Origin of the sequence: Streptomyces sp. NPDC048338, assembly GCF_043201055.1 — a bacterium.
GTDB lineage: Bacteria > Actinomycetota > Actinomycetes > Streptomycetales > Streptomycetaceae > Streptomyces.
Genome location: NZ_JBICYQ010000016.1, coordinates 240,654 through 258,525 on the forward strand (window position 1 = coordinate 240,654; position 17,872 = coordinate 258,525).

General features: G+C 74.6%; 12 protein-coding genes. 11 read left to right on the forward strand and 1 reads right to left on the reverse strand.

Translation table 11 applies throughout. The features are described 5' to 3' along the window. The first annotated feature begins 90 nt into the window (after positions 1-90). From lysW to ACGFZF_RS32915, 11 genes are all read left to right on the forward strand, one after another. The gene (gene lysW, locus ACGFZF_RS32865; RefSeq protein ID WP_147980279.1) at positions 91-261 is read left to right on the forward strand and encodes a lysine biosynthesis protein LysW; all 171 of its coding nucleotides are present in this window, start codon (positions 91-93) and stop codon (positions 259-261) included. A gap of 3 nt (positions 262-264) precedes the next feature. Next, a complete protein-coding gene (argC, locus tag ACGFZF_RS32870; RefSeq protein WP_393560190.1) occupies positions 265-1,290 on the forward strand; it encodes an N-acetyl-gamma-glutamyl-phosphate reductase in 1,026 nt (341 codons plus the stop codon). An 88-nt stretch (positions 1,291-1,378) separates the two neighbouring features. After that, complete coding sequence (locus ACGFZF_RS32875) at positions 1,379-2,251, forward strand: [LysW]-aminoadipate kinase (RefSeq protein WP_393560192.1); 873 nt, start codon at positions 1,379-1,381, stop codon at positions 2,249-2,251. A gap of 2 nt (positions 2,252-2,253) precedes the next feature. Next, positions 2,254-5,625 (forward strand): amino acid adenylation domain-containing protein, encoded by a 3,372-nt coding sequence (locus tag ACGFZF_RS32880; RefSeq protein WP_393560194.1) that lies wholly within the window; start codon positions 2,254-2,256, stop codon positions 5,623-5,625. Continuing rightward, complete coding sequence (locus ACGFZF_RS32885) at positions 5,622-6,857, forward strand: acyl-CoA dehydrogenase family protein (RefSeq protein WP_393560196.1); 1,236 nt, start codon at positions 5,622-5,624, stop codon at positions 6,855-6,857. The genes ACGFZF_RS32880 and ACGFZF_RS32885 overlap by 4 nt, the downstream gene beginning before the upstream one ends. After that, a complete protein-coding gene (locus ACGFZF_RS32890; RefSeq protein ID WP_393560198.1) occupies positions 6,854-7,939 on the forward strand; it encodes an acyl-CoA dehydrogenase family protein in 1,086 nt (361 codons plus the stop codon). Before ACGFZF_RS32885 ends, ACGFZF_RS32890 begins: the two co-directional genes overlap by 4 nt. 20 nt (positions 7,940-7,959) lie before the next feature. Further along, positions 7,960-9,315 carry a M20/M25/M40 family metallo-hydrolase gene (locus ACGFZF_RS32895; protein WP_393560200.1) on the forward strand — a complete coding sequence of 452 codons (1,356 nt, stop codon included), beginning with the start codon at positions 7,960-7,962 and terminating at the stop codon, positions 9,313-9,315. A 32-nt stretch (positions 9,316-9,347) separates the two neighbouring features. Beyond that, positions 9,348-12,701: an amino acid adenylation domain-containing protein gene (locus tag ACGFZF_RS32900; RefSeq protein WP_393560202.1), complete on the forward strand. Its 3,354-nt coding sequence runs from the start codon at positions 9,348-9,350 to the stop codon at positions 12,699-12,701. 1 nt (position 12,702) lies between these two features. Next, positions 12,703-14,346, forward strand: coding sequence for a condensation domain-containing protein (locus tag ACGFZF_RS32905; protein ID WP_393560204.1), 1,644 nt, complete (start codon positions 12,703-12,705; stop codon positions 14,344-14,346). Between the two features lie 14 nt (positions 14,347-14,360). Beyond that, positions 14,361-15,137 (forward strand): tryptophan 2,3-dioxygenase family protein, encoded by a 777-nt coding sequence (locus ACGFZF_RS32910; protein WP_356605447.1) that lies wholly within the window; start codon positions 14,361-14,363, stop codon positions 15,135-15,137. Further along, entirely contained in the window at positions 15,125-16,414 is a 1,290-nt protein-coding gene (locus ACGFZF_RS32915; protein ID WP_393560207.1) for a tryptophan 2,3-dioxygenase, read from the forward strand. The genes ACGFZF_RS32910 and ACGFZF_RS32915 overlap by 13 nt, the downstream gene beginning before the upstream one ends. Positions 16,415-16,427: 13 nt before the next feature. Here the strand turns inward: ACGFZF_RS32915 and ACGFZF_RS32920 are convergent, their stop codons facing one another. Then, positions 16,428-17,717, reverse strand: coding sequence for an MFS transporter (locus ACGFZF_RS32920; protein ID WP_393560209.1), 1,290 nt, complete (start codon positions 17,715-17,717; stop codon positions 16,428-16,430). Positions 17,718-17,872: the final 155 nt, after the last annotated feature.

The window sequence follows — 17,872 nt, forward strand, 5'->3', positions numbered from 1 at the left end:
GCGCCGACCGCACGAAAAGGCCCGGGTGCGACCCGGATTCCCGGACGACCACACCGTTCCGTTCACCTGTCCCACCGGAAAGGAATTCCCTTGCTCAAGGAAGCATGCCCCGAATGCGCGGGCGATGTCACCGTGGCACCCGAGATCGAGCTGAACGAGATCGTGGAATGCGCGGAATGCATGGCGGAGCTCGAGGTCGTCTCGCGCGACCCGTTCATCATGGCCATGGCTCCCGAGGCCGAAGAGGACTGGGGGGAGTAGGAAGTGATCCGCGCCGGAATCGTCGGAGGAGCCGGGTACATCGGGGGCGAACTGCTCCGGATGCTGACCGGCCACCCCGAGGTCGAGGTCGTGGCCACCACGTCGACCCGCCTGGCCGGCAGGCGGGTCGACGGCAGCCACCCCAACCTGCGGGGCCGTACCGACCTCAGCTATGTGTCACCGTCCCAACTACCCGACTGCGACGTGCTGTTCTTCACGTCCTCCAGCCTGGACGACCTGGCGGGACGGGCCGAGCTGGCCGCCCGGGCCAAGATCGTCTATGACCTGAGCGCCGATCTGCGGCTCAAGGACCCCGCGCTCTACCGCAAGCACTACGGCCGGGAGCACCCCGCGCCGGAGCTCCTCCCCGAGGCGGTCACCGGGCTTCCCGAGACCCATCGCGAGGAACTGCGCACCGCCGACCTGGTGAGCGTGCCCGGCTGCATGGCCACGGCCTCCATCCTGGCCCTGCGCCCCCTGGCGGCCGAGGGACTGATCGAGTCCACCGTCACCGTCGACGGCCGGGTCGGCTCCAGCGGCTCCGGGGCGTCGGCGGGCGAGATGAACCTGCACTCCGAACGCAGCGGCGTCCTGCGGGTGTTCGCCCCGCTCAACCACCGGCACCAGGCCGAGATCAGCCAGGCGACGGGGCTCGACGCCCTGATGACGGCGACCGGGGTGGACGCGGTCCGCGGCGTGCAGGCGGTCTGCCGGGCCACGGCCCGGCCCGGCGTCACCGAGGCGCAGATCCGGTCGGCGTACCGCGCCCACTACGCGGACGAGCCGTTCGTCCGGGTCGTCGCGCAGAAGCGGGGCAACTACCGCTTCCCCGAGCCCAAGATCCTGCTCGGCTCGAACCACTGCGACGTCGGCTTCGCGTACGACCCCGCCTCGGGCCAGCTCCTCACGATCGGAGCACTGGACAACCTGGTCAAGGGCGGTGCCGGCAACGCGGTCCAGAGCCTGAACATCCGGATGGGCTGGGACGAGCGGGCCGGGCTCGACTTCACGGGCCTGCACCCGCTCTGAGCCACGCACGCCGTCCTCCCACGGCGTCCCCTCCCCTCATCCCGACTCCCTCACGCCGATCCGATCCGCTTCCGAGAGGCAGCAAGAGATGAATCACCCCGTCACCGTGGTCAAGTGCGGCGGCAGCCCGGAGATCGACCGGGAGGCGATGTGCGCCGACATCGCCGCGCTCGCCGCCGGCGGCCACCGAGTGGTGCTGGTGCACGGCGGCGCCGCCGAGGTCGACCGGCTGGCGGACCGGCTCGGCGTCCCGCAGCGCCGGCTCACCACCCCGAGCGGCTCGTCGAGCCGCTACACCGACCCGGCGACGCTGGAGGTGCTGCAACTTGCGCTGGCCGGGAAGGTGAAGCCGGCGCTGGTCGCCGCCCTCGTACGGGGCGGCGCCCGCGCGGTCGGGCTGACCGGCCTCGACGGCCGCACGGTCACCGCCCGGCGCACCGCCGCGCACCGGGCGGTCCTGGACGGGCGGAAGGTCATGATCCGCGACGACCACAACGGGCGGATCAGCCGGATCGACCCGGCCCTGCTGCGCCTGCTGATCGACGACGGGATCGTCCCGGTCCTGTCGCCGCCGGCACTTGCGGAGGACGGCGCGGCGGTCAACGTGGACGCCGACCGGACCGCCGCCGCCGTGGCGGTGGCGCTCGGCGCGGCGCGGCTGGTGCTCCTCACCGGGGCGCCGGGCGTGCTGGCCGACCACCGGGACGAGTCCTCGCTGCTCTCCGGCTACGAGGTCCCGGCGGAGGGCCCGGTCGGGGACGCGGCCGTCGGCGGCATGAAGGCCAAGCTCCAGGCCGCCCGGGACGCCCTGCTCGGGGGCGTGGCCGAGGTCCTGGTGGCGGACGGGCGCACCGGCCGCCCGGTCTCCGCGGCGATCGAGGGTGCCGGAACCACCGTGCGGACGACCGCCGCACGGGACACGGGCGGCGCGGCGCCGCTGACCACGGTGGGGAGCCGATGACGATGCCGGACAGCACGAACACCCACACCTCCGCGTCGCCGCGGGCGGCGGGGACCGACGGCCCCGCGGGACCGTCGGCCGCGGGCGGAAGCGGCGGCGCCCGGAGCCTCGCCGAGACGCGCAAGGCCCTGCTCGCGCTGCGCGAGCGCCAGCGCGACACGGCCAAGGCCACCACGGACACCATCACGCGCGCCACCCGGGACCGGGCCCTGCCCCTCTCCTTCACCCAGCAGCGCCTGTGGTTCCTCAACCAGTGGTCGCAGGGACAGCCGGTCTACAACGCCCCCTCGGTGCTGCGGCTGCGCGCCCCGCTGGACCTGGCCGCCTTCCGCCGGGCCCTGACCGCGCTGTTCGCGCGGCACGAGATCCTGCGCACCCGCTACCCCGAACAGAACGGCGTGGCCTACCAGCACGTCGACCCGGCTCCGGCCGAGGTCCCCCTGGCGGTCGTCGACCTGTCCGGCGCCGAGGACCCCGAGCAGGCGGTGCGCGAGCACGTCCTCGCCGAGGTCCGGCACTCCTTCGACCTCGCCGCCGAGCACGCGCTGCGCGCCTCGCTGGCCCGGCTCGGTCCCGAGGAGCACATCCTCGTCCTGGCCATGCACCACATCGCCACGGACGGCTGGTCCACCGACATCCTCACCCACGAACTCGTCGAGCTGTACCGGGCGGAGAGCGCCGGACGGGCTCCCGTGCTGGCCGATCTTCCCGTCCAGTACGCGGACTTCGCCGTGTGGCAGCGCGGCCGGCTGACCGGCGACGTGCTGGACCGCCAGCTCGCCTACTGGCGGGAGCGGCTGACCGGCCTGCCGACCCTGGACTTCCCCGCGGACCGGCCCCGGCCCGCCGAACCGACCCGCGCCGGCGCCACCCGGGTGGAGCTGCTGCCGCCGGACCTGCTGGCGGACCTGCACCGGCTCGCGCTGAACGAGCGGGCCACGCTGCTGACCGTGGTGCTCGCCGCGTTCAACGGGCTGATGTCCCGCTACACCGGCCAGGACGACATCGTCCTCGGCTCGGTCTTCTCCGGCCGCACCCGCCCCGAGATCGAGCAGCTCATCGGCTTCTTCTCCAACACCCTGGTGCTGCGCACCTCGACGGCCGGGGACCCCACCTTCCGCGAGCTCCTCGCCCGCACCGGCGAGACGGTGATGGGCGCCCACTTCCACCAGGACCTGCCGTTCGGGATGCTCGTGGACGAGCTGGCGCCCGAGCGCGACCCCAGTCGCAACCCGCTCTTCCAGACCTGCTTCACCCTGCAGCACGCCGCGGCCGGCGAGGCCCGGGTGGGCGAGCTGTCCGCCGAGCCGTACCCGGTCGACCCCGGCACGGCCCGGTTCGACCTGGCCGTCCAGCTGACCGAGGTGCCGGGCCAGGGCCTGCGGTTGTGGGCCGAGTACTCCACGGAGCTCTTCGACGCGGGCCGCATCGAGCGCCTCTTCGGCCACTACGCCCGGATCCTGCGCGCGGTGGCCGCCGATCCCGGCCTGCGGCTGAGCGAACTTCCCCTGCTGACCGAGCCGGAGCGCCGGCGGCTCCTGTCCGACTGGAACGACACGGGCCGGGAGTTCGGCACCGAGGACCTGTGCCTGCACCAGCTCTTCGAGTCCGCCGCCGACGCCCGCCCGGACGCGGTCGCCCTGACGTACGAGGGCGAGCGCGTCGGCTACCGGGAGCTCGACGAGCGGGCCAACCGGCTCGCCCACGCGCTGCGGGAGACCGGCGTGGGACCGGAGTCCGTGGTCGGCGTGCTGGCCGCGCGCGGTCACGCCCTGCCCACCGCCTTCCTCGCCGTGCACAAGGCCGGCGGCGCCTACCTGCCGCTCGACCCCGACCATCCCGCGGCCCGCCGGGAGCTGCTGCTGGCGGAGGCCGGCGCGACCGTCGTGGTCACCACCGCGGAGCTCGCCGGGACCCTCCCCGACACGGTCACCGCCGTCCTCGTGGACGATCCGGGGCTCGGCTCCCGGCCGGCGGAGCGGCTGCCCGCCGCGGCGGGTCCGGAGAACCTCGCCTACGTCATCTTCACCTCCGGTTCGACCGGCCGCCCCAAGGGCGTCCAGGTGGAGCACCGCTCGATCGTCAACTTCGCGCGGGCCATCACCGAGCTGTTCCGGATGGGCCCGGACGACCGGGTGCTGCAGTTCGCCAACCCGTCGTACGACGTGAGCCTCTTCGACTTCTTCTCGGCGCTGACCAGCGGGGCGGCGCTGGTCCAGGCGCCGCGCACGACGCTGCTCGACCCGGACCTGCTGACCGGGCTGATGCGCGCCGAGCGGGTGACGGTCGCCGACCTCCCGCCGGCCGTGCTCGGTGCGCTCGACCCCGGTCGACTGCCCGACCTGCGCACCCTGTTCGTGGGTCTGGAGGCGTTCCCGGGGGAGCTGGTCAACCGCTGGAACACGGGGAGCCGCGAGTTCCACAACGGCTACGGGCCCACCGAGGCCACCGTCGCCTGCGTCGACCACCGGTGCGAGAAGACCGAGCACACGGCGATGCCGCCGATCGGTCTGCCGCTGGCCAACTACCAGGCCCACGTGGTCGACCGCTTTGGCGCCCTGGTGCCCGTCGGGGTGCCCGGCGAGCTGCTCGTCGGCGGGGTCGGGGTCGCCCGCGGCTACCTCGGCAACCCCGAGGAGACCGAGCGGAAGTTCGTCCCCGATCCGTTCGGGGCGCCGGGTGGGCGGCTCTACCGCACCGGGGACCTGGTGTCCCGCCGGGCGGACGGCCGTCTGGACTTCCTCGGCAGGGTCGACCAGCAGATCAAGATCCGCGGACTGCGGATCGAGCCGGGCGAGATCGAGCAGGCCGTCACCGCGGAGGCCGAGGTCGCCGAGGCCGTGGTCGTCGCGCACGGCGAGGGTGCCGACGCCCGGCTGGTCGCCTACGTCACCGCCGCGCCCGGCGCGGAACTCGACATCGAGTCGCTGCGCCACCGGCTGGGGGCCCGCCTCCCCGCGCATCTGGTGCCTGCCGTCTTCGTCCCGCTGGCGGAGCTGCCGCGGGCGGCCAGCGGCAAGCTGGACCGCAAGCGGCTTCCCGAGCCGGACGCGGCCACGCCCGTGGCCGCCTTCGAGGCGCCCACCACGGCGACCCAGCTGGCGCTCGCCGGGATCTGGACGGACATCCTCGGCCGCGACGGCTTCAGCGTGCACGACAGCTTCTTCGGCGTCGGCGGCAACTCCCTGAAGATCACCCAGTTCGGTGCCCGGGTCCGGGCCCGCTTCGGGGTCGAGCTGGAGCTGCGGGACCTGTTCGTCAACAGCACGCTGGGACAGCTCGCCGACCTGATCGAGCGGCGTGAGCTGGAGTCCGTCGACGAAGCCGAGCTGCTGGCCCTGCTGGAGCTCGCGGAACAGGACGACGCCCGATGAGCGCCCCCGGGACCCCGACCCGTACCCCCGCTCCGACCGGCTCCCTCCCGGACGCCGGGACCGCGACCGGCACCGGCACCCTCGCCGGGCTCTCGGCCGGCGAGGCCGCGTTCCGCCGGCAGGTCCGCGAGCTCCTCGCCGACGACTCCGTCCGGCGCCTGGCCGAGGAGATCGCCGCGTACCCCCCGGGAGTCGAGGCCGCCCATCTGGACGTCCGCCGGCGCCTCGGGGAGCACGGCTGGCTCGCCCCGAACTGGCCCGAGGAGTACGGCGGTTCGGGTCTGGGCGCGGCCGAGGCGGCGATCGTCACCGAGGAGATGACCCGCGCCGGAATCCCGGACGACGTGCATGTCCTGAGCATCGACATCGTCGGCCGGTTCCTCCTCGAAGTGGGCACCGAGGAGCAGAAGAAGCGTCACCTGCCGCCGCTGGCCGCCGGAGAGGAGATCGCGACCGTCCTGTTCACCGAGCCGGAGGCCGGCTCCGACCTGTCCGGGCTGCGCACCACCGCCCGCCCGGACGGCGACGGCTGGCGGCTGTACGGCCGCAAGATCTACAACATGAAGTCGCTCTACGGCGAGGTGGCGCTGTGCGCCGCGCGCACGACCGACTCGCCCGTCGCGATGCACGGGATCACGCTGTTCCTGCTGCCCCTGCGCTCCCCCGGCGTCCATGTCGAGCCCGTCCCCGCGATGTGCAACGACCGGTTCAACCTGGTCGTGATGGACGGTGTGCGGCTGACCGGGGCGGACGTCGTCGGCGAGGTCGACGACGGCTGGCGGCTGATGACCGAGCTGCTCCAACTGGAGCGCACCGGGATCGACTTCCACGCCAAGGCGCGCCGCCTGCTCGATCTCGTGATCGAGCGCGCCGCGGCCGGCGGCCGGCTCGACGACCCCGCCTACGCGCTGCCGATCGCCGCGCTGGACGCCCGGCTCAACGCCGGGCACGCGATGGCCTGGGAGCAGGTCCGCCGGCTCGGCGCCGGCCGCCCCGACCCGGTCTCCTCGGCGATGGCGAAGTGGTACGTCTCCGAGCAGATCCGGCCCGTCCTGGAGACCGGCCTGGAGGTCGGCGGCCTCGACGGCGTCCTCACCGCGTGGGACGGCGGCGCGCCCGACGGCGGCCTGCTGGAGGCGGGGATCCGCCTCGGCCCCTCGCACCGGCTGGCCTCCGGGACCTCGGAGGTCATGCTCTACCTGATCGCCACCAACGGGCTGGGGTTGCTGTGACGACGACCGCGCTGCAGGAGCTGTACACCGACGACCTGGCCCCGGTACTGCGCCGGCTCGGCGAGCGCCCTCGCGGCGCGGGCGCCGACGCGCCTCCGGACGAGGAGGACGCCGGGATCCGGGCGGCCGTGTGGGCCACCCTGGCCGAGCTCGGCGCGCTGCGCCTGGACCGGCAGGCCGACCTGGTCGAGGCCGTCGAGCTGATGGGGGCGGCCCTGCACCAGAGTCCGTTCGCCGACACGGTGACGGCGGCCGAACTCCTGACGGCGACCGGGGCGCCGGAGTACCGCCCGGTGCTCGACGCGATCGCCGAGGGCGCCGTGACGGTGGCCCTCGCCGTCCGTGCCGAGGGACGTACCGGCCCGGGCACCCCCGGTCCGCTCGTGATCGAGGGGGAGGCGGGCGCGCTCACCGTGAGCGGCACCCGCGTCTTCGTGGCGTTCGCCGCCGACTGCGGCCGGCTGGCCGTGACGGGCACCGTGGACGGCCGCGTCGTGCTCGCGCTGGTGCCGTCCGACGGTCCGGGGGTGCGGCTGCGCCGCCAGGACGACATCGGGCGGGGCGACCTGTACGAGGTGGTCCTCGACCGCGCGGCCGTGCTCGGTCCGGTCCACGACGTCGACGCCGCCTACCCCGGGGTGCTGGCCCGCGCCCGCGTCCGGCAGGCGGCGCTGCTCGCGGGCTCGGCCCGCGGCGCCCTGGAGCTCACCCGGGACCGGCTCCTCTCCCGCCACGTCTTCGGCGAGCCGCTGGCGCGCCATCAGGCGCCCGCGTACCGGCTGGCCGCGCTGGCCGCCGAGATCTCCACCGTCCTCGCCTTCGCCCGCGCGTGCGCGGCCGCCGCCGACCGGGGGGAGGACGTGCGCCGTCACGGTGCCCAGGTCCTCCACCTGGCGGGCGAGCTGGCCCGCCGCACCGCGGCCGAGGCGGTCCACCTGCACGGCGCGTACGGCATGACCGAGGAGTGCGACGCCCAGCTCTTCCACCGCCGCGCAGCCGTCGACGCCCAGTGGCTCGGCACGGGCACGGAGCTGCTGCGGGAGACGGCCGCGCTGCTGACCGCCGCCCACCGGGCCCCCTGACCCCGAAAGGTCCCCTTTCCATGCCGGCCGATCCCGCCGTGTCCCCGTTCCTCGATCCCGTGCCCCTGCTGCGGGACCTGATCCGTATCGACACCACCAATCCGCCCGGCGACGAGAGCGCCCTGATCGCCCACCTCGAACGCCTCCTGGTGGACGCGGGCGTGAGCGAGTACAAGGTGGTGGGCCCGAGCCGGGAACGCGCCAACCTCGTGGTCCGCTTCCCCGGCCGGGGCGAGGCTCCCCCCCTGCTGCTGCACGCCCACGCGGACGTCGTCCCGGTGACGGGGCAGCGGTGGACGCATCCGCCGTTCGAGGGCCGCCTCGTCGACGGCGAGGTGTGGGGCCGGGGCGCCATCGACATGAAGGGCGGCCTGGCGATGATGCTGGCGGCCCTGTTCCGGCTGCGGGAGCGGGGCGAGCGGCCGGCCGGGGACGTGATCCTGGCCGTCGTCGCCGACGAGGAGAACGGCAGCACCGCGGGCGCGACGTACCTCGTGGAGAACCATCCCGAACTCTTCGACGGCGTCCGCTACGGCATCGGCGAGGAGGGCGGCGCCGGCATCGAGCTGGCGGGCGTCCGCTTCCACCCGATCGTCGTCGCCGAGAAGCGTCCCGGCTGGCTGCGGCTCACGCTGCGCGGCCCGGGCGGGCACGGCTCACGACTGGCCGCCCCCGGCAATCCGGTGGCCCGGCTCGGCGGGGTGCTCACGGCGCTGAGCGGCGTGCGGCTGCCCCGCCACCGCACCCCGGCCGCGGACCGGATGCTCGCCTCCCTCGCCGGGGCGCTGCCCGGCCCGCTCGCCGCCTCCGTCGAGCGCCTGCGGACGGACGACGCGGACGACGCGCCGCCCACCGGGCTGCCGCTGGACGAGGCCCTCCAACTGGACTCGGTGCTGCGGCACACGGTCAACCCGACCGTGGTGCGCGCCGGCCGGAAGATCAACGTGATCCCGGCGGAGATCACCGTGGACGTCGACGGGCGGATCCTGCCGGGCGCGTTCGAGGTGGCGGACCTGATCGCCGAGATCCGTCCGCTGATCGGCGAGGACGTCGCCGTCGAGCTCCTCCACGAGGACCCCCGGGTGCGCCCGGAGCTGATCGCGGAACCGGAGTTCGGGGCGTTCTACGACCGCCTGGAGTCGATCCTGCGGACGGCGGACCCCGAGGCCGTGCCGCTCCCCATGATGAGCCCCGCCTCCACCGACGCCGGGATCTTCGCCCGGCTCGGCATCCGCTGCTACGGCTGGCTGCCGCTGCGGCTGCCCGCGGGCAGCGACCACCGACGGCTGCTGCACTGCGCGGACGAGCGGGTGCCCGTCGACGCCCTCGAGTTCGGCACCGAGCGCCTCATCGAGCTGCTGCGCAGCCACCCCTGACCCGGCCCCTGCGGACGAAGGCCCGTGACCTCATGGATTCCGACCTCCTCTCCCCCCGGCGCGCCGCGCTGCTGAAGCGGCTGCGCGAGCAGCGCGGCCTCGCCGTCGCCACGGACGGCGTCACCCGGCGTCCCGACCCCGACGCCCCCGCCGGCCTGTCCGGTGGTCAGCGCCGGCTGTGGTTCTTCGACCAACTGCGCCCCGGCAGCCCGGTGTACAACATCGGCTGCGGGGTCTGGCTGCGCGGACCCTTCGACACGGCGGCCCTGGAGCGGTCGCTCGGTGCGATCGTCCGCCGCCACGAGGCGCTGCGCACGGTGTTCCGGCCGGGTCCCGACGGGTCCGTGGAGCAGGTGGTGCTGCCCGCGGCGGACACGCCCATCCCGCTGGTCGCCGTCGCCGAGACCGGCGCGGACGCCGCCGTGGCGCTCGCCGGACGCATCGCGGCCGAACCCTTCGACCTGGCGGAAGGGCCGCTGCTGCGCTGCCGGCTGCTGCGCAGCAGCGACGGAGAGCACCTGCTCGTACTGGCGATGCACCACGCGGTGTCCGACGGCTGGTCGCTCCAGGTCCTCGTCGGCGAGCTGGTGGAGCTGTACGGCGCGTACACGACGGGAACGGAGCCGCGCCTGCCGGAACTGCCGGTGCAGTACGCCGACTACGCGGCGTGGCAGTCCCGGTGGCTGGAGTCCCCCGCCGCCGCCGGTCAGCTGGAGCACTGGCGGTCCCGGCTCGACGGGGCGGCCCTCGTGGAGGTCGCCACCGACCGGCCGCGCCCGGCGGCTCCGTCGTTCGCGGGCGCCCAGACCCGCTTCCGGGTCGGGCCCGAGGCCGGACGCCGGATCTCCGACCTGGCGGACGGCTGCCGTACCACCCCCTTCGTGGTGGGCATCGCCGCCTTCGCGGCCGTGCTCGGCCGGTTCAGCGGACAGCGGGACGTGGTGGTGGGGACGCCGGTGGCGGGCCGGGGGCGGGCCGAGGTCGCCTCGCTGGTGGGCTTCTTCGTCAACACCCTGCCGGTGCGGATCGACCTGTCCGGAGACCCGAGCCTGCGGGACCTGGTGACCCGGATGCGGGACGAGGTCCTGGACGCGCGGGGGAACGCCGACCTGCCCTTCGACCACCTCGTGGAGGAGTTGCGGCCGCAGCGCGACGCGGGCGGCCGGACCCCGCTGGTCCGTCACCTCTTCCAGAGCGACGAGCGCCCGCGCGCGTCCGTCGTCGTCGGCGAGCTGGAGATGGTGCCGGTACGGCTCGACACCGGGACCGCCAAGTTCGACCTGGCCGTCGACCTCACCCCGCGCGCCGACGGCGGCTTCGACGGGCTGATCGAGTACAGCACGGAGCTGTTCGACGCGGAGACCGCCGCCCGGATCGGCACGGCGCTGCGCCTGGTGCTGGAGACCGGCGACCCGGAGACCGCGCTGTCCGCGCTCGCCGTGCTCACCGAGGAGGACCGCACCCGGCTCGTGGCGGACTGGAGCGGCGCCGGGGTGCCCCCGGTCCCCGCTCCGCAGCCGACGGTGCACGCGCACATCGAGGCGCAGGCGGATCGCACCCCGGACCTGGTCGCGGTGGAGTGCGAGGGCCGCACCCTGACGTACGCCGCGCTCGACCGCCGGGCCAACCGGCTGGCGTGGGCACTGCGGGAGCTGGGGGTGGGGCCGGGGAAGCCGGTCGGCGTGGCCCTGCCGCGCTCCCCCGAGCTGATGGTCACCCTCCTCGCGGTGCTCAAGGCGGGCGGCGCGTACCTGCCGCTCGAGGCGGACTACCCCCAGGCCCGCATCGAGACGATGCTCGCCGACGCCGGGGCCGAGGTGGTGGTCACCGACACCACGGCCGTGCCGGCCGGACTGGTCGAGGCGGCGACGGCGGCCGGGGCCCGGGTGCTCTGCCACCGGAAGGACGCCGGCCTGATCGACGGGCGGCCGGAGGACCGGCCGGACTCCGGGGCCGGCGCGGGCGACCTGGCGTACGTGATCTTCACGTCCGGTTCCACGGGCCGCCCCAAGGGCGCCATGAACGAGCACCGCGCGGTGGTCAACCGCCTGCTGTGGATGCACCGCACCCTGGGCCTGGCCGAGGGTGAGGGGGTCCTGCAGAAGACTCCCGTCGGCTTCGACGTGTCCGTGTGGGAGCTGTTCTGGCCGCTGATGGTCGGCGGCCGGTGCGTGCTGGCCCCGCCCGGCAGCCACCGCGACCCCGAGCGCCTGTGCGCGCTGATCGAGTCGGCCGGCGTCACCACCGTCCACTTCGTGCCGTCGATGCTGGCGGCCTTCCTCGGCGCGGACCGGCTGGAGCGGGCCGGTACGGCGCTGCGCCGGATCGTGTGCAGCGGCGAGGAACTGCCCGCCGCGCTCGCCGACGCCTGCGCGGCGGCGTTGCCGGAGGCGGCGCTGTTCAACCTGTACGGGCCGACCGAGGCCGCCGTCGACGTGACCTGGTACGCGTGCGCCGAGGGCTATGGCTCCTCCGTGCCCATCGGCCGCCCCCTCGACGGCGCCCGGGTGTACGTCGTCGACGCGTCCGGCCGGCCCGTGCCCGTCGGCGTGCCCGGTGAGCTGCTGCTCGGCGGGGTGGCAGTCGGCCGCGGCTACTGGCGCCGACCGGGGCTGACCGCGGAGCGGTTCGTGCCGGACCCGTTCGGCGAGCCGGGCGGCCGGCTGTACCGCACCGGCGACCTGTGCCGGTGGCGGAGCGACGGCACGATCCAGTACCTGGGCCGCATCGACCACCAGATCAAGCTGCGCGGCATGCGGATCGAGCCCGGCGAGATCGAGGCGGCGCTGCGCGCCCGGCCGGAGGTCGACTCGGCCGTCGTCGGGCTGCGCGCCGGACGCTCCGGCACTCCCGTCCTGGTCGGGCACGTGCGGCCCGCGGGCGCGCCGGACGCCGCCGACGACGGCGCCGGACTCGTGGAGCGCCTGCGGGCGTACCTGCGGGAGACGCTGCCCGCGCACATGGTGCCCTCCGCCCTGGTGCTCGTACCGGAATGGCCGCTCAGCCCGAACGGCAAGCTCGACCGCGCCCGGCTGCCCGATCCGCTGCCGGCCGAGTCCGGTGCCGGGCACACCGCCCCGGCCAGCGACCTGGAGCGGGAGCTGTGCGCGCTCTGGTCGGAGGTGCTCGGGGTCGAGCGGGTCGGCGTCACCGACAACTTCTTCGACCTGGGCGGGCACTCCCTGCTCGCCACCAAGCTGATCGCCCGGGTACGCGCCCGGCAGGAGGTCGAGCTCCCGCTCGACCGGCTGTTCACGGCCCCGACGGTCCGGGCCATGGCCCAGGCCGTGACCAGCGCCCGCCGCCGACCCGCCTCGGCGCCCGCGCTGCGCCGGATCGACCGGTCGCGCTACCGCGTACCCGCCCCTTCGACTTCGGAGTCCTGAGATGACCGAGGAACTCTTCACCCTGCCCGCCTCCTTCGGGCAGCAGCGGCTCTGGCTCGTGGAGCAGGCCCAGCGCGGATCCGCCCTCTACACCATGCGGGCCGCGCTGCGGCTGCGCGGCCCGGTGGACACCGGCGCGCTGGAGCGGGCGCTGACCGAGGTCGTCGCGCGGCACGAGGTGCTGCGCACGGTGCTGCGGCCGGCGGGCAACGAGATCGCCCAGATCGTGTCGGCCCCCGCGCCGGTCGAACTGCCCGTCGTGGACGTGCCGGACGGTGTCGACGGGGCCGTCGCGCTCGCCGCGACCCTCAGCCGCGAGCCGTTCGACCTGGCCGCGGGACCGCTGCTGCGCTGCTCCCTGCTGCGGGTCGGCGAGGACGACCACGTCCTGGTCGCCCTGGTGCACCACAGCGTCTGCGACGGCCTCTCCCTGGGGGTCCTGCTGCGCGAGCTGACGACCCTGTACGAGCCGTGCCTGCGCGGTACCGGGCACACGCTGGAGGAACTGCCCCTGCAGTACGCCGACTACGCGGTCTGGCAGCGCGAGCAGGTGGAGACCGGCGCGCTGGAGGAGCAGCTGGACCACTGGGCGACGCGGCTCGCCGGGGTGCGGGAGCTGCGGCTGCCGGCCGATCTGCCGCAGCCGCCGGAGCGGGCGTACGCGGCGGTCTCCGCCCCGGTGAAGGTGTCGGCCCCCGTGGTGCGGCAGGTGCGGGCGACGGCCCCGGGCGGCGGGGTCACCGCGTCGATGGTGGCGCTCGCGGGCTACGCCGTGGTCCTGTCACGGTGGAGCCGCCAGGAGGACGTGGTGGTCGGGATGCCGGTCGCGGGGCGGCCCGAGGTCGACCTGGAGCCGCTGGTCGGCTTCTTCGTCAACACCCTGCCGGTGCGCGTCGACCTGTCCGGCGACCCTTCGTTCGGTGCCGTCCTCGCCCAGGTCCGGGACCGCTGCGTGGAGGCGTACACCCACGCCGACGTGCCGTTCGAGCTGATGGTGGAGCGGGCTCAGCCGGAGCGGCGGGCCGGCCGGCTCCCGGTCGTGCAGACCCTGCTCAACGTGCAGCGGGCCGTCCCGCTGCACCTCGGATCGATCCCCGGCGTCCGGCTCGATCCGGTGGAACTCCCCGACACGGCACTGCACTTCGACGCGGTCGCGGACATCGTCGAGTCCGACGACGCGCTGCTCGGCCATGTCTCGCTCTCCGCCGACCTGTTCGTCCCGGAGACCGCCGAACTCGTCGCCCGCTCGGTGCTGTCGGTCCTGCGCGCGGCCTCCGCCGCGCCCGGCACGCCCGTGTCGATGCTGCCGTGCCCGGTCGCCGACGCCCGGGAGGCGCCCGCGGCGGCGGAGCCGGAGGCGCTCCCGGATCCGGTCGCCGCCCTCGGCGGCGGGCTGCCGGAGACGCCGGGCGAGCACCTGCTCGTCGAGCTGTGGCGGGAGGTCCTCGAAGTCGGCGAGGTCGGGGTGCACGACGAGTTCTACGCGCTCGGCGGCAACTCGATGCGGGCGGTCCGGATCGTCATGGCCGCCCGCGACCGCGGCCTCGAACTCCCGCTGGACCGGATGCTCGGCCGGCACACCGTCCGCGAACTCATGACGTCCGTCGGCTCCGGGGCCGTCCCCGTGGCCGTCCCCGCCCTCTGATCAGGAGAACCACCGTGTCCGCACCGACCACCGACGACTACGCGGTCCCCGTCCTGCCGGGCGAGGGCGCCACGGACTACGCCCGCTACATGCGCACGGACACGCTGCTGTCCCTGCAGCGGCGCCCCGAGGAGATGATCCACCGCGACGAGCTGCTCTTCCAGACCGTCCACCAGTCCACCGAGCTCTGGCTCAAGCTGGCCTGCCACGAACTCACCGAGGCGACCCGGCTGATCGAGGACGGTGCCTTCGACACGGCCGTACGGCTCCTCGAACGGGCCACGCTCGGCGCCCGGTTCGCCACCGACCAGCTGGAGATGATGCGCCGGCTGTCCCCCTGGGACTTCCAGATCATCCGTACCGTCCTGGGGCACGGCTCGGGCTTCGAGTCACCCGGCTGGAAGGCCACCCGCCGCACCACCGAGCTGCTCGGCCGGGTCTTCACCCGCGTCGTCGCCGAGCAGGGCATCGATCTGGCGGAGGTCTACCGGTCGCAGCCGGACACGGCGGCGCACCGGCTCGCGGAGGCGCTGATCGGCTGGGACGAGCGGATCTCGCTCTGGCGGATCGAGCACTGCAAGATGGCGCTGCGGCTCCTCGGCGACGACGTCGTGGGCACCAAGGGCATCCCGATCGGTGTCCTCACCAAGCTGATCAGCCACACGTTCTTCCCGGAGCTGTGGCACACCCGCACCGAGCTGACCCGCACCGGGCCGATGGGCGACGCGGTCGAGACCTCCGCCGTCGCGACGACGGGCACCGACGGGGGGCTGCGCACATGCGCGAGCTGACCGCGTGGCTCGACGCCCCCGAGGCCGCCGCCTTCCCCTACCGGCCGGTGCTCGCGGAGTTCCACCGGGTGGGCAAGCACTTCGTCGCGGACGGGCTGCTGGCGTCCCTCGCCGCGGCACGCGAGCGGCTGGCCGAGCTGCCCCCCGAGGCGTCCGTGGCGCCCGGCCGCAGGCTGCTCGACGGCTTCCTGGACACCGCGCTGGACAAGTGGGACGGGCGCTACGACTACCCGACCTACACCGCGCTCGTCCTGCTGGCGGCGCCGGACGCCGGTCCGGGGACCCGGGTGCGCGACCACCGGGACCGGCTGGTCTCGATGCTGCTGGCCGACCTGCTGCGCTTCGAGCGGGAGGCGGCGGCCGGCGCCACCGACCTCTTCCCCGAACTGCGCCCCGACGCCTCGCTGGTGGCGAAGCGGTACCGGCTGGCCCTGCGGGTGGCACTGCCGGCGCTGCGCCGCCTCGGGCTCGACCACCCGGATCCCGGTGCGGAGCCGGGCGAGGCCGCCGGACTCCTGTGGGAGACCGTCTCGGGGGCCCTGGACGAGGGGGAGCGCCAGGTGCTGCGGCTGAGCATGCTCCCGGTGTACGTCTCGCACGACGAGTACCTGTTCGTCCGGGTGCTGCAGGCCTTCGAGGCGACGTTCGCACTGCTCGTCGTCCGGCTGCGGGCGTCGATCGCGGCGCTGGACGCGGACGACGAGGCAGGCGCGGTGCGCAGTCTCGGGGTGGCCGAGTCCGCGCTCGCGGAGTCGGCGCCGCTCTTCTCGCTGCTGGCGACCATGCAGGCGGCGGCGTTCCAGGAGTTCCGGCAGTTCACGGAGGGCGCCAGCGCCATCCAGTCGCGCGGATACAAGCTCGTGGAGTCGCTGTGCCGTACCCCGGACGCCGAACGGCTGCACTCGCACGCCTACCGGTCGGTGCCGGAGGTCCGGGCCGGGGTCCTCGACGGGCAGCGGACGCTGGACGACGCCTACCGCGGGTACCGGGCGCGCCGGGGCGACGGAGAGGACGTCCGGGACGGGCTGACCGGCGCCATGGCCGGTTTCGCGTCGGCGCTGCGGCGCTGGCGGCAGACGCACTACCGGCTGGCGGTGCGGATGCTGGGCGAGCGCAGCGGCACCGGCTACACCGAGGGCACGCCCTATCTCAGCGCCGTGCGCCGGATACCCGTCTTCGACTCGGTGCCGTCGTCCTCCGCCCCGGAATCCGGGACGGAGGACGAGGCGAGGGCCGGTGCGGGCGCGCAGCGGACCGCCGGGGTGACGGTGGGCTGACCACCGGGGCCGGTCAGGCCGGCGCGCGGTCCGGGATCCGGCCGAGGGTCCGTACGGAACGCCCGCAGATCGGCAGGACGGACAGCAGCAGCACGACGGGCGCTCCCATCAGGGTGACGCGGGCGCCGACGGTGTCGGTGAGCACACCGGCGGTGGTCGTCCCCAGGGTGAGCATGCCGAAGGTGATCAGCCGGTAGGTGGCCGTCATCCGGGCGTAGACCCCGGGTGGGGTGAGCCGCTGACGCATCGTCACCGCGATGACGCTCCCGGCCGAGGCGCCGGCCGTGCCCAGGAAGTAGGCGAGCGCTGCCCACAGGAGGTCGCCGGAACCGCCGTCGACGGCGGTGAGCAGGAAGTACGCGGTGGTCGAGAAGGACAGCACCGTGAGGAACGCCCGGCCGAAGCCGAGCCGGCGGATCAGGGCCGGCGCCGTGAGGGCGCCGAGGATCGCGCCGATGCCCCCGGCCACCATGACCACTCCGAAGTCGGCGCCCCCGTGCCCGAGTTCGCGGACGAAGCGCATCAGGAACGCCAGGTTCACCAGGGCTATGCCGGCGTTGTAGATGCCGGCGTGCACGGCGACGGCGCGGATGGGGGCGCTGCCGAGCACCGAGCGGAGCCCTTCGGCGAGTTCACCGCGCAGGTCGCGGTCGGCCGGTCGCGGGACCGTCTTCTCGCGGTGCCGGATCAGCATCAGCGCGCTGGCCGAGGCGAGGTAGGACAGGGCGTCGAAGACGAGTGTGGCGGCCGGACCGAAGAGGCCGGTCAGCCAGCCGGCGAGCCCCGGTCCGCCCGTCCCGCCGAGCGCCTGGTTGACCGTCACCAGGCTGTTGGCCGCCGGGAGCTGCCGCTCCGGGAGCAGCCGGGGCAGGTAGGACGTGGCGGCGATGTCGTACACGATCGTCAGTGCGCCGCCGACCAGCGCGATGAGGTAGACGTGCCACAGCGCGAGGAGGTCCAGCAGGGCCAGTACGGGGACGCCGAGCACCAGGGCGAACCGGGCGAGGTCCGCGGCGATCATCACGGGCCGGCCCGCCCTGCGCTCCAGCCAGACCCCCGCGAACAGCGGCAGCAGGAAGAACGGCGCCATGTAGAGCGTCTGGAGCAGCCCCACCTGCACCCCACCGGCATCCAGGGTCGTCAGCACGAGCAGCGGCAGCACGAACTCGGTGATCTTCGACCCGAACTGGGACACCAGGTCCCCCGCCCACAGGGCCCGGTAGTCCCGGCTGGTGCGCAGCGGATGGCGTTCGGGTGTCCGGACGCCTCCCTCGGCCGCGCCGATCGGTTCGGTCGTCGTCATGGTCACCTTCCACGGGTCTCGTCCGGCATCAGCGGGAGACCGGGGACCGGGCACCCTGACGGACTCTCGCCGCCCGGCCGCCGCAGGGGCAGTCGGGGAAAGTACCGATCTCGTCGTGGGGCCGTGCTGGGCCAGGGTGAGGACCGTAGGCACCG